Origin of the sequence: Streptomyces parvus, assembly GCF_032121415.1 — a bacterium.
In the GTDB taxonomy this organism is placed as follows: Bacteria; Actinomycetota; Actinomycetes; order Streptomycetales; family Streptomycetaceae; genus Streptomyces; species Streptomyces globisporus_A.
Window position 1 is genome coordinate 2,869,684 of sequence record NZ_CP135079.1, and the last position, 11,941, is coordinate 2,881,624.

Genomic DNA, 11,941 nt, shown 5'->3' on the forward strand with positions numbered 1-11,941 from the left:
TCACATGGCCGCTGGGTGACCTGGGCGCCCGTCGCGCGGAGCCCCCGCCGCCCTGCTCACCCCGCGTACGGGTCGGGCACTTCTCCTTGCCGGGCCAGGAACGCGAAGTCGCATCCGGTGTCGGCCTGGGTGATCTGGTCCTGGTAGAGAGCGCCGTAGCCGCGCCCGTAGCGTGCGGGCGGCCGGCTCCAGGCGGCCCGGCGGCGCTCCAGCTCGTCTTCGTCGACCCCGAGGTGCAACAGGCGGGCCTCGACGTCCAGGGTGATGAGGTCCCCGGTGCGGACCAGGGCGAGGGGCCCGCCGACGAACGACTCGGGCGCGATGTGCAGGACGCACGCCCCGTAACTGGTGCCGCTCATCCGGGCGTCGGAGATGCGCACCATGTCCCGGACACCCTGCTTCAGCAGGTAGTCCGGGATCGGCAGCATGCCGTACTCCGGCATGCCGGGGCCGCCCTGGGGTCCGGCGTTGCGCAGCACCAGGACATGGTCCGAAGTGAGCGCCAGCGCCGGGTCGTTGATGGTGCGTTGCAGCTCCCGGTAGTCGTCGAAGACGACGGCGGGCCCGGTGTGGCGCAGCAGGCGCGGCTCGGCGGCGATGTGCTTGATGACCGCACCATCAGGGCAGAGGTTGCCGCGCAGGACGGCCACCCCGCCCTCGTCGGCCAGTGGTTCGGCGCGTTCGCGGATGACGGCGCTGTTGTGGACGGTCGCGCCGCTGAGCTGTTCGCGCAGGGTGGCGTGCGCGACGGTGGGCCGCTCCAGGTGCAGCAGGTCGGTGATCCGGCTCAGGAAGCCGGGCAGCCCGCCCGCGAAATGGAAGTCCTCCATCAAGTACCGTCCGCCGGGGCGGAGATCGGCGAGGACGGGCACCGTGCGGGCGATCCGGTCGAAGTCGTCCAGGGTGAGCTTCACCCCGGACCGGCCCGCCATGGCGATCAGGTGGATCACGGCGTTGGTGGAGCCGCCGAGCGCGAGGACGGTGGTGACGGCGTCCGCGTAGGCGTCGGCGGTGAGGATGTGCGACAGCTTCGTCCGCTGCCGTACGAGTTCGACGATCCGCAGTCCGGAACCGGCGGCCATCCGCTCGTGCCCCGAGTCGACGGCCGGGACGGAGGAGGCGCCGGGCAGGGTCACGCCCAGCGCCTCGGCGGCGGCCGTCAGCGTGGAGGCGGTGCCCATCGTCATGCAGTGGCCGGCGGAGCGGGCGAGGCCGTTCTCCAGCTCCGCCATCTCGCAGTCGCCGATGAGTCCGGCCCGCCGGTCGTCCCAGTACTTCCACATGTCCGTGCCGGAGCCGAGGACCTCGTTGCGCCAGTGGCCCGGCAGCATCGGCCCGGCCGGCACGAAGACGGTCGGCAGGTCCGCGGACGCCGCGCCCATCAGCAGCGCGGGCGTCGTCTTGTCGCAGCCGCCCAGCAGCACGGCCCCGTCGACGGGGTACGAGCGGAGCAGTTCCTCGGCCTCCATGGCGAGCAGGTTGCGGTAGAGCATGGGGGTCGGCTTCTGGAAGGTCTCCGAGAGGGTGGAGACCGGGAACTCCAGCGGGAACCCGCCCGCCTGCCAGACGCCCCGCTTCACCGCCTGCGCGCGATCACGCAGGTGGGAGTGGCAGGGGTTGATGTCGGACCAGGTGTTGAGGACCGCGATCACGGGCTTGCCGAGGTGCTCCTCGGGGAGGTAGCCGAGCTGCCGGGTGCGCGCCCGGTGGCTGAAGGAGCGCAGCCCGTCGGTGCCGTACCACTGGTGGCTGCGCAGCTCCTCGGGCGCTACGGGGGCTGGTCGGCGGTCGTCCGTCACAGCGCCCACGCGGCTATCTGCTCGGCGACCTCGGCGCGCCGCTCCTCGGGCAGGACCCGGCTGGGGGCACGTACCTCGCGGCCGCAGAGCCCGAGCACGGCGAGGGCCTCCTTGATGACCGTGACGTTGTTGGCGGACTGCTCCTCGGCGCGGAGCTCCTCGAACCGGCGGATGCGCTCCCACACCTTCATGGCCGCCACGTAGTCCCCGGCGCGCAGCGCTTCCAGCATGTCGAGGGAGACGGCTGGGGCGACGTTGACGAGACCGGAGGTGAAGCCGGTGGCGCCGGTGGCGAAGTAGGAGGGGGCGTACAGCTCCGCGAGGCCGGCGACCCAGACGAACCGCTCCAGACCGGCGTCGCGGGCGAAGGCCCCGAAGTGCGCCGCGTCGGGCACCGCGTACTTCACGCCGATGACGTTGGGGCAGCTGTCGGCGAGCGCGGCGAGCCGGTCGCCGGCGAGCAGCGGGTTGCGGATGTACGGGACGACCCCGAGGTCCGGGACGGACTCGGCGATCGCCCGGTGGTAGTCGACCCAGCCCTCCTGGGCGACATAGGGGTGCGCGGGCTGGTGGACCATCACCATCGCCGCGCCGGCCTCTGCGGCGTGCCGGGCGGCGGCCACGGCGGTCGGTACGTCGTGACCGACGCCCGCCAGGACGGTGGCGCGTCCGGCGGCCTCCTCGACGGTCAGCTCGGCGACCAGGCGCCGCTCGTCGGGGGTGAGCGCGTAGAACTCCCCGGTGTTGCCGTTCGGGGTGAGGATGCGGACACCTCCGTCGAGCAGCCTGCGCGTCAGGGCGCGGTGGTTCGCGATGTCGATGCCGCCGTCCTCGGCGAACGGGGTCACCGGGATCGCCACGACGTCTGCGAGGGCCGCCTTCAGCGGAGAGAAGTCCATGCGGACCGGCCTTTCGTCGGGTTGCTGGTGGTCATGCGGTTCCAGCGGACGGTTCACGTGGCGCCGCCCCCGTCTTCGTCGTCGGGGAAGGCACGGCGTACGAACGACGCGATGTGGTGGTGCAGAGCCTCGGCGGCCGCCTCCGCGTCGTCGGCGACGGCGAGCCGCAGGATCTCCCGGTGCTCGGCCGCCTCGCGCTCCCAGGAGGGGACGGCCGACCAGGCCACCGTCGAGACGAGGGCCGCCTGATCGCGGACCTCGTCGAGCATCCGGGCGAGCAGGGGGTTGCCGCAGGGCAGGTACAGGGCGCGGTGGAAATCCCGGTTGGCCAGCGACCTGTCGGCCGTGTCGAGCGCCGAGTCCGCCCTCTCCAGAGCCTCTTGAGCCGCTTCCAGGGACGCCTTGCGGTTGACGGACCGGCGCAGCGCCTCCGGTTCCAGCAGGAGGCGTACGTCGTACACCTCCCGGGCCATGGTCGCGTCGACAAGCCGCACGGTGGCGCCCTTGTACTGGCTCATGACCACGAGCCCCGTGCCCGCGAGGGTCTTGAGCGCTTCGCGGACCGGGGTCTTGGACACTCCGAACTGAGCGGCGAGTTCCGTCTCCACCAGCGCCTGTCCCGGTCTCAGCCGCGCGGTGAGGATGGCGTGCTTGATGGCCTCCAGCACGTACTGGGTCCGGGACGGGATCGGGGCAGGGGCGAAGGTCATGGGTGACGGGCTCTCACATCTCGCGTATCGCGTCTCATATATGACGTACGAAGTACGACGCGATGAAGCTAGAGCCGCACGGAATGCTTCGTCAACGCTTCGGACGGAACAACTTCCGGGGCGGACAAGGCCCTTGACGTAACCTCTCGGACTTCCTAGCTTGTCCACGCATGTGAATGCCGACCAGGGTTGCGCACAGCGCGCCTCGCGTACGCACGCCCCGAGGAGACGCCCGTATGACCGCTCCGCGTACCGTCCTGCTCACCGGCGCCGCAGGCGGCCTCGGCACCCTGATGCGGGGGCTGCTGCCCGCGTACGGATACGACCTGCGCCTCTTCGACCTGGACCCGGTGGAGGGCGAGCCGGAGGCGATCACCGCCGATCTGAACGACCGCAAGGCGCTGCGCGAGGCCGTACGCGGCGTGGACGCGGTGCTCCATCTGGCGGGCATCTCCCTGGAGTCCACGTTCGACAAGATCCTCCGCGCCAACATCCAGGGCACGCACCACCTCTACGAGGCGGCCCGCGAGGAGGGCGTCCGGCGCATCGTGTCCGCCTCCTCCAACCACGTCATCGGCCACACCCCGCGCCCGGATCCCGGGGGCCTGCCCATCCCGGTCGACGCCCCGCACCGCCCCGACACCTTCTACGGCCTGTCCAAGTGTTTCGCGGAGGACCTGGCCCAGCTCTACTGGGACCGGCACGGCATCGAGACCGTCTCGGTACGGATCGGAAGCTGCTTCCCGGAACCCACCTCGGTACGCATGCTGTCCCTGTGGATGAGCCCGGCCGACGGCGCCCGGCTGTTCCACGCCGCCCTCACCGCCGAGGACGTCGGCCACACCATCGTCTACGGATCCTCCGCCAACACCCGCCTGTGGTGGGACCTGGCCCCGGCCCGAGCGCTGGGCTACCGGCCGCTGGACGACTCCGAGCCGTACGCGGCCGAACTCATCGCCGACCAGGGCGAACTGGACCCGGACAACCCGGCGCACGCCCGCGTGGGCGGCCACTTCGTCACCGACCCGCCGATCTGGCCGCACTGAGAGGTGCTTCGGCGGCCGGCACCGATGAGTTCCGGGCCCGGGGCGGGTCATGAGTGGTGGGACGCGCCGAGCGACCGGGGCGGCCGGCTCCCGACGCGACCGTCCGGCACACCGGCCCCGACAGAGCGAGGACCACCATGAATGCCTCCACCACCGAGAACGCCGACAACATCACCGGCCTGGGGGTCATCCTCGGCAGCACCGACTCCGACGCCCTGATCGCCTGGTACCGCGCCGCACTGGAGCCGCTGGGCGCCCGCTGGGCGGAGCACCTCCTGATCGTCGGCCCCGGAGCGATCATCGGCTTCGACGAGCGGGACGATGTCGCGGACAAGGCCGTCGAGCCGGGCCGGCAGATGATCAACATCACCGTGCGGGACGTGCGGGCGGCCGAGAGGCACCTCAACACCCTCGGGGTCACGTGGGTGCGGCCGGTGGAGGAGGCCGGGGGCGGCTGGTTCTTCTCCACGGCCGTGGACCCGGTGGGCAACTACCTCCAGATTCTCCAGGGCCCCGAGACGCCGTGAGGTCTGCGGCAACGCCCTGAGCCCTGCGGGAACGCTCCGGTCCCCCCTCACGACCGCGACTTCGACACCATCGCCCGTACGACGAGTCGGACGCCGAGCGTGACGTTCTGGAGGGCCGCATGCTCCGGCTCGCCCTGGAGGCGGTCAGGCTGGGACCCGACGTCGTGATGGACTACGGCTGCTGGTCCCGGGACGAACGGTCCGCGATCCGCCGGCCGGCGGAGGCGGAGGGTGCGCTTCCGCATGATCTGCCTGCCCGTCGACGCCGAGACCCAGCGCGCCCGGCACGCCCATCGCCGGGCGACCGCCGCCGGGGAGACGCGCACGATTTCCGAGGCCGACCACCTGCACGCGCGGGCGCAGTTCGAGGAGCCCGATTCGGCTGAACGGGAAGGCCGGACGGCCGTCGACGGTCCGCCCGCCGGGTGGAGCGACTGGCGGGAGTGGGCCGCGGACCGGTGGCCCATCGTTCGCCTGACCGCTGACCGCTGACCGCTGACCGCACACAGCACCGGGGTCCGCCGGCTGGTCGACTACGGCGGTGCGCCCGCCCCGGGTGACGGCCTCACATCTGGGATCGCAGCACGTCGACCTCGCAGCCCGGCGTGAACGGGTCGAAGCCGTGCTCGATCAGCCAGCGGACTGCCAGCAGGCGCCGCACCGCCCACCACGCGCGGATCGCTTCGCGATCGACGTCGCCGCCGTAGCCGGCGAGGACGTCGTCGAGGTGCTCCTCGTGTCCGAGCGTGAAGGTGGCGAGGTCGTACAGCGCATCGCCCCGGCCTGCCTCGGACCAGTCGATGATGCCCGTGACCTCGTCGCCCTCCACGAAGACGTGCGCGATCTGCAGGTCGCCGTGCGTGAACGCCGGAGCCCACGGCCTGAGCGCGGCCTCGGCGACCCGGCGGTTACGCGTGACCAGGTCGGCGGGCAGGAGCCCGTTCGCCACGAGCGACTCGCACTCGGCGTCGAGTTCCGCGGCCAGCGCGCCGATGCCCCGGCCTGCCCGCCCGGGCCGGGGCGGCGGCGGCGCGTCGTGCAGCTTCCGGACGGCGGCGCCCGCCGCGGCCCACGCCGCCGGTGACCCGGTCGAGGGCCCGCCGAGACGCCCGAGGGTCGTCCCCCGGACCGCCGCGATCGCGAGCACGGGCGGCTTGCGCCACAGGACCTCCGGGGTCGGGACGGGCGCGCGGGCCATCGCCTCGACCTCGCCGTCGATACGCGCCTGATCGGCGTCCACCTTGAGGAACACGTCACCGACGCGCAGAGTCGCGCGCTCGGAGTGGGCGACCACGACTCGAACCTCATCCATGGGCGACGAGTATCCCGGCGACGGTCGCGGAAGTCGCCGGGTTCACCGCGCGCGCTCACGCGGCTTCGATGTACCACGCGGTCGCGAAGGGCACCCGGTACTCCTGGGCGAACCGCCACTGGTGCACCGGCACGTTCGTCCGGTGGGGCGACACCACCTGCTCCCGCGCCAACGCCCCCGGCCCCACGTCCGGCAAGGGGTGGAGCCTGAAGTTCTTCGAGTGACGCCCCCCGGAGCGGCGCATGCCGTCAGGCCTCCGCCTCGCCCCACTCCTCGACCGCCACCTCGTCGCCCACCGACAGCTCCCCCGGCCGCACCACGGCGAACTTCGCGCCGAACACCACCCCGCCCGCCGAGAAGCGCCGGTAGTCCGCGAGCGTCCGCAACGGCTCCGGCCCGCCCCGGGCCCCGGTCTCCTGGTCGACCAGGGTGACCGCGCAGCGCACGGCGAGCTTGGTGTAGCCCAGCTCGGCCGCGCCGATGGTCGCGCGGCGGATCCGGTCCTCGGCGTGGGGTTCCGCCGCCCAGTCCGCCCCCTGGCGCCCCCCGGGGACGCTGTCGACGACGATGTTCGGGCGGAAGCGGTCCATGGCCAGGGGCGGGGCGCCGCGCTCGGCCAGCCGCGTGTGCAGGCGGGCGAGGGAGGCGCGGGAGAGCACGTGGACGGCCCCGCTGTCGGCGTAGCCCGTCGTGCCGGGGGTCAGGCCGTCGGTCTTCCGGACGTGCTCCGGCGGTACGCGGACCAGACGGCTCGGGGCGCCGAGGAAGTCCGTGAGCCAGGCGGCGGCTTCGTCGCCCTGGTCGATGCCCTGGTACGTCGCGCCGAACAGGTCGACGTCGCGCCGGGGCGCGGAGGTGGTGACGTCGAGGTGCAGCGCGCCGCGACCGCCCTCCGGCTCCGCCGACGCGAGCGTGAGCCCGGTGCCGTCGGCGCTGACGGTGGGCCGGACGAGGGCGAGGCGGGGGTCGCGGCGCTGGGTGCGGTAGACGCCGTCGACACCGACGACCATGAAACTGCGGTCATGCGCGAGACCCGCCGGAGTGAGGTGCGTCCTGTCCAGGGACGTTCCCGCACAGCCCTTGACGGGGTAGGTGATCAGCTCGACGACCGTGGCCATGCGGCCTCTCCTTCGCAACGCCCTGCCCGCGGGTCTGCTGCCGTCGGGCCCTCAAGGCCAGGGTGCCAGGTCGCGCGAAACATGATCGACGGTTTTCGCGTCCCACCGCGGAAGGGCCGCTGCGCCGGGCCCCGCGCCGCCCTGCCCCGAGCCGCCCCGGGGCAGGGACCACGCGTCAGCAGTTCGGGATGACCGTCCCGCTGTTGTCGCGGGCCTCGTCGTTGCCCCAGCGGGAGAGGTAATAGGCGGAGACGTACGCGTTGCGCCCGTTCTTGCCCGCGTAGACGACGTCGAGGTCGGTGCGCAGCCACCAGTGGTTGAACTGGCTCGCCGTGCCGACCCGCGCCCCCCACACCTTGCAGTACACGTAGTTGGTACCGGCGTTGAGGACGCCCTGCGCGTCCGCGGTGTCGGCGGCGGCGTAACCGGTGGCGTTGGCGAAGGTGTCGACCCAGTACTTTCCGCCTCCGCCGCCACCGCAACCGTTGTCGCTGGTCAGGTACTTGCTGTAGTACGAGCCGGGATACGGCGCGAGGGACTGGCCGTTGATCACGATGGTCTGGCCGACGCCGTTGTAGAGCTGCTCGTAGTGGATGTGCGCGCCGGAGCTGTTGCCGGTGGAGCCGGTGGTGCCGATCTGCTGGCCCTGGGCGACCTGGGCCCCGTGGGCGACGGAGAACGCGGCGAGGTGGAAGTAGTACGTCTTCCAGCCGCCGCCGTGCTCGACGGCGATGTAGTTGCCCGCACCGCTCGGCTGGGAGTAGCGGTACGCGGTCCCGGCGGCCGAGGCGAGGACCGGGGAGCCGGCCGTCCCCCCGCCGTCGGTGCGGACGAAGTCGAGAGCCTGTCTGACCTCGGCGGAGTGATGGCTGTAGGTCCACTGCTGGCCGCAGGCGTAGGGCGCCTTGAAGTTCGGGGCAGCCGCGGCGGGGGACGCGGTGGCGGTGACGGTGAGCAGCCCTCCGAGGAGGGCGAGGAGTGCCAGGAGGCAGGTGCGGGGCGAGCGTCGCATGGGCGGGGAAGTCCTTCGGGTCGGCAACCGGGCGGTGGAGCGCGAGGTGCGAGTACGAAGTGCCTTGGGTGCGTGACGCCCTGGCGCGAGGCGGCCAGGAATCTACGCGAGTTGAACGGCACCAGAGTGCCGCAACTTCGGTGGCGGGAACAGGGGCCGGGCCCGGCCCTCCGCCGGGCCCCGCCCCCCATCGGCAGCTACTTCCGGTACAACTCCTCGATCTCCCCCGCGAAGTCGCGTGCGATCGCGTCCCGTTTCAGCTTCAGCGACGGCGTCAGGTGGCCGCTCTCCTCCGTGAAGTCCACCGGCAGGACCGTGAACTTGCGGATCGACTCGGCGCGCGAGACCAGGCGGTTGGCCTCGTCCACCGCCTTCTGGAGCGTGGTGCGCAGGTCCTCCTCGTGGACCAGGTCGCGCATCGGGATGTCCTGCTTCTTGGTCATCCGCCGCCAGTGCTGGAGGCCGTCCGGTTCCAGGGTGATCAGGGCGGTGACGAACGAGCGGTTGTCGCCGACCACCATGCACTGGCTGACCAGGGGGTGGGCGCGCAGCCAGTCCTCCAGTGGGGCGGGGGTGACGTTCTTGCCGCCCGACGTGATGATGATGTCCTTCTTGCGGCCCGTGATCGTCAGGTAGCCGTCCTCGTCCAGCGCGCCCAGGTCGCCCGTCGGGAACCAGTCGTCCGCCAGCAGCGCCGGGGCCACCTCCGCCCGCTCCCCGTCCCAGTAGCCCCGGAACACCTGGCCGCCCTTCAGCAGCACCTCGCCGTCGTCCGCGATGCGCACCGAGGTCCCGGGCAGCGGCCAACCGACCGTGCCCAGGCGGGGCCTGAGGGGCGGGGTCACCGTGTGGGCGGCCGTGGTCTCGGTGAGTCCGTAGCCCTCGAAGATGCCGATGCCCGCGCCCTCGTAGAACGACGCGAGGCGCCGGCCCAGCGGGGAGCCGCCGCAGATCACGTACCGGACCTTGCCGCCCAGCGCCGCCCGGATGCGGCGGTAGACCAGCGGGTCGTACAGGGCGCGGGCCGCGCGCAGGCCGAGGCCCGGGCCCGGGCCCGTGCCGTGTTCGGCGGCCTCCACCGCCTTGCCGTAGCGCTGGGCGATCTTCGCCGCGCGGTCGAACGACGAGGCGCGGCCCATCTTCTCCGCCGTCGCCCGGCCCGTGTTGTAGACCTTCTCCAGGACGTACGGGATGGCCAGGAGGAACGTGGGGCGGAAGCCCGCCAGGTCGGCCAGGAGGTCTTCCGTCCGGATCGACGGGGCGTGGCCCAGGCGGACTCTCGCCCGCATGCAGCCGATGGCCACCATGCGGCCGAAGACGTGGGAGAGGGGGAGGAAGAGGAGGGTCGAAGCCGGTTCCTTCGACACCGACTTGAAGACCGGGTGCAGCAGTTCGATGGCGTTGTCGACCTCGGCGAAGAAGTTGCCGTGGGTCAGGACACAGCCCTTAGGGCGGCCCGTCGTGCCCGAGGTGTAGATGAGGGTCGCCGGGCTGTGCGGTTCCAGGGTGGCCCGGCGCGCCGCGACCGCCGCGTCCGGGATGTCCTTGCCGAGGGACTTCAGGTGGCCGATCGCCCCCGTGTCGAACTGCCACAGGTGCGCCAGGTCGCCGAGTTGCTTGCGCTCCTGGCTGATCAGGCGGCCCTGCTCCTTCGTCTCCACCGCGCACGCCACCGCGCCCGAGTTCTGGAGGATCCAGCGGGCCTGGAACGCGGACGAGGTCGGGTAGATCGGGACCGTCACCAGGCCCGCCGCCCACGCCGCGAAGTCCAGCAGCGTCCACTCGTACGTCGTCGGGGCCATGATCGCGACCCGGTCCCCCGCCCGCAGCCCCTCCGCCACCAGGCCCTTGGCCACCGCAAGCACCTCGGCGGCGAACGCGGCGGAGCTCACGTCCTGCCACGCGCCCTGGGCGTCCTTACGGCTGAGGACCAGGTCCCCCGGCGCCTCCCGGGCGTTGTCGAACGGGATCTCGGCCAGCGAGCCGCGCTCCACGATCGGCGCGAACCTGGGTACGGAGACCTCCTGGACCCGGCCGTCCGGGCCGCGCTTCTTCGTCGGCTCGACCAGGACGGGCTGCGGAACTGCGGAGGCGGATACGGCGGAAGGTGGCGTTGACACGTGCGGCTCCTCGGTTCGGGGGGTCGGGCGGGTCGGTTCGCCGGGTCATCCGTCCGGCAGGGTTGGGGACAAGGGGGAAAGGGGGAGCAACGGGGCTACGGGCGTTCCAGGATCGCCGTCACCCCCTGCCCACCCGCCGCGCAGATCGAGATCAGGCCCCTGCCCGGGCCCTCCCGCTCCGCCAGCAGCTTCGCCAGCGTCGCCACGATCCGGGCGCCCGTCGCGGCGAACGGGTGGCCGGTGGCCAGGGAGGAGCCGGCCACGTTCAGGCGGGTGCGGTCCACCGGGGCGAGGCCCTGCTCCTCCCAGGCGGCGAGGGTGGCCAGCACCTGGGAGGCGAAGGCCTCGTGGATCTCGTACAGGTCGAAGTCCTCGATGCCCAGGCCGGCCCGCTCCAGCAGGCGCGGCACCGCGTACGCCGGGGCCATGAGGAGGCCGTCGTCGCCGTCCACGTGGTCGACCGCGCCCGTCTCGTGGAGGGAGAGGTAGGCCAGCGGTTCCAGGCCCCGGTCCCGCGCCCACTCCTCGCTCGCCAGCAGGACCGTGGCCGCGCCGTCCGTCAGCGGGGTCGAATTGCCCGCCGTCATCGTCGGGTCGGGGTCAAGAGTGCCGAACACCGGTTTCAGGCGCGCCAGTTTCCCGGCCGTCGAGTCCGGGCGCAGGTTCTGGTCTCGGTCCAGGCCCCGGTACGGGACCACCAGGTCGTCCAGGAAGCCCCGCTCGTACGCGGCGGCCAGGCGCTGGTGGCTCGTGGCGGCCAGCAGGTCCTGGTCCTCGCGGGTGACCGCCCAGCGGCGGGCGGTGACGGCGGCGTGCTCGCCCATCGACAGGCCGGTGCGGGGTTCGGCGTTGCGCGGGATGTCGGGGACGAGGTGGCGGGGGCGTACGGCGGCCAGGGCCGCGAGGCGGGCGCCCGTCGTCTTCGCGCGGCGGGCGGCGAGCAGGATGCGGCGCAGGTCGTCGTTGACGCCGAGCGGGGCGTCGCTGGTGGTGTCGGAGCCGCCCGCGATCGCCGAGTCGACGGACCCGAGCGCGATCTGGTTCGCGGCGGCGATGACCGCCTGGAGGCCGGTGCCGCAGGCCTGTTGGATGTCGTACGCCGGGGTACGAGGATCGAGGGCGGAGCCGAGGACGGTCTCGCGGGCCAGGTTGAAGTCACGGCTGTGCTTGAGGACCGCGCCGGCGACGAACGCCCCGACCCGGTCCCCGGCCAGGCCGTACCGCTCGACCAGGCCGTTCAGCGCGGCCGTCAGCAGGTCCTGGTTGGAGGCGGTCGCGTAGGGGCCGTCGGAGCGGGCGAAGGGGGTGCGGCTGCCGCCGAGCACCGCGACGCGGCGCGGCTGGGGCGGGGAGAGCGGCACGAACGGGTCCTGGCGCGTCATCGTGACCATCTCGTCT

10 protein-coding genes and 2 pseudogenes are annotated in these 11,941 nt (G+C 72.6%); 4 read left to right on the forward strand and 8 right to left on the reverse strand.

The features are described 5' to 3' along the window. Positions 1 to 56: 56 nt before the first annotated feature. From araD to RNL97_RS13730, 3 genes are read right to left on the reverse strand one after another with little or no spacing between them, the layout of a single operon-like run. Positions 57 to 1,799 carry an L-arabinonate dehydratase gene (gene araD, locus RNL97_RS13720; protein ID WP_313751624.1) on the reverse strand — a complete coding sequence of 581 codons (1,743 nt, stop codon included), beginning with the start codon at positions 1,797 to 1,799 and terminating at the stop codon, positions 57 to 59. Then, complete coding sequence (locus RNL97_RS13725; RefSeq protein ID WP_030588677.1) at positions 1,796 to 2,698, reverse strand: dihydrodipicolinate synthase family protein; 903 nt, start codon at positions 2,696 to 2,698, stop codon at positions 1,796 to 1,798. Before RNL97_RS13725 ends, araD begins: the two co-directional genes overlap by 4 nt. A gap of 53 nt (positions 2,699 to 2,751) precedes the next feature. Further along, a complete protein-coding gene (locus tag RNL97_RS13730) occupies positions 2,752 to 3,408 on the reverse strand; it encodes a GntR family transcriptional regulator (protein WP_030588675.1) in 657 nt (218 codons plus the stop codon). Positions 3,409 to 3,644: 236 nt separating this feature from the next. Here RNL97_RS13730 and RNL97_RS13735 point away from each other — a divergent pair, with 236 nt between their 5' ends. The 3 genes and pseudogenes from RNL97_RS13735 to RNL97_RS13745 all read left to right on the forward strand — a co-directional run bounded on the left by RNL97_RS13735 (position 3,645) and on the right by RNL97_RS13745 (position 5,473). Then, on the forward strand, positions 3,645 to 4,454 hold the full coding sequence (locus tag RNL97_RS13735; protein WP_030588673.1) for an NAD-dependent epimerase/dehydratase family protein: 810 nt from the start codon (positions 3,645 to 3,647) through the stop codon (positions 4,452 to 4,454). 137 nt (positions 4,455 to 4,591) lie between these two features. Next, a complete protein-coding gene (locus RNL97_RS13740; protein WP_030588672.1) occupies positions 4,592 to 4,981 on the forward strand; it encodes a VOC family protein in 390 nt (129 codons plus the stop codon). Positions 4,982 to 5,100: 119 nt separating this feature from the next. Next, a pseudogene (locus tag RNL97_RS13745) lies at positions 5,101 to 5,473 on the forward strand (AAA family ATPase). Between the two features lie 73 nt (positions 5,474 to 5,546). On the opposite strand, the gene RNL97_RS13750 reads toward RNL97_RS13745, so the two are convergent. Further along, positions 5,547 to 6,293, reverse strand: a complete 747-nt coding sequence (locus RNL97_RS13750; protein ID WP_313750741.1) for a phosphotransferase family protein — start codon at positions 6,291 to 6,293, stop codon at positions 5,547 to 5,549. 68 nt (positions 6,294 to 6,361) lie between these two features. On the opposite strand from RNL97_RS13750, the pseudogene RNL97_RS13755 reads away from it, so the two are divergent. Further along, positions 6,362 to 6,517 (forward strand): annotated as a pseudogene (locus tag RNL97_RS13755) (hydrolase); the annotation flags it as partial. A gap of 24 nt (positions 6,518 to 6,541) precedes the next feature. Here RNL97_RS13755 and RNL97_RS13760 read toward each other — a convergent pair. The 4 genes from RNL97_RS13760 to RNL97_RS13775 all read right to left on the reverse strand — a co-directional run bounded on the left by RNL97_RS13760 (position 6,542) and on the right by RNL97_RS13775 (position 11,934). Beyond that, positions 6,542 to 7,411: an MOSC domain-containing protein gene (locus RNL97_RS13760; RefSeq protein WP_313750742.1), complete on the reverse strand. Its 870-nt coding sequence runs from the start codon at positions 7,409 to 7,411 to the stop codon at positions 6,542 to 6,544. A 175-nt stretch (positions 7,412 to 7,586) separates the two neighbouring features. Continuing rightward, positions 7,587 to 8,423 carry a M23 family metallopeptidase gene (locus RNL97_RS13765; protein WP_030588666.1) on the reverse strand — a complete coding sequence of 279 codons (837 nt, stop codon included), beginning with the start codon at positions 8,421 to 8,423 and terminating at the stop codon, positions 7,587 to 7,589. A 197-nt stretch (positions 8,424 to 8,620) separates the two neighbouring features. After that, positions 8,621 to 10,543 (reverse strand): AMP-dependent synthetase/ligase, encoded by a 1,923-nt coding sequence (locus RNL97_RS13770; RefSeq protein ID WP_313750743.1) that lies wholly within the window; start codon positions 10,541 to 10,543, stop codon positions 8,621 to 8,623. Between the two features lie 95 nt (positions 10,544 to 10,638). Further along, positions 10,639 to 11,934 (reverse strand): acetyl-CoA C-acetyltransferase, encoded by a 1,296-nt coding sequence (locus RNL97_RS13775; protein WP_243314251.1) that lies wholly within the window; start codon positions 11,932 to 11,934, stop codon positions 10,639 to 10,641. Positions 11,935 to 11,941 lie beyond the last annotated feature (7 nt).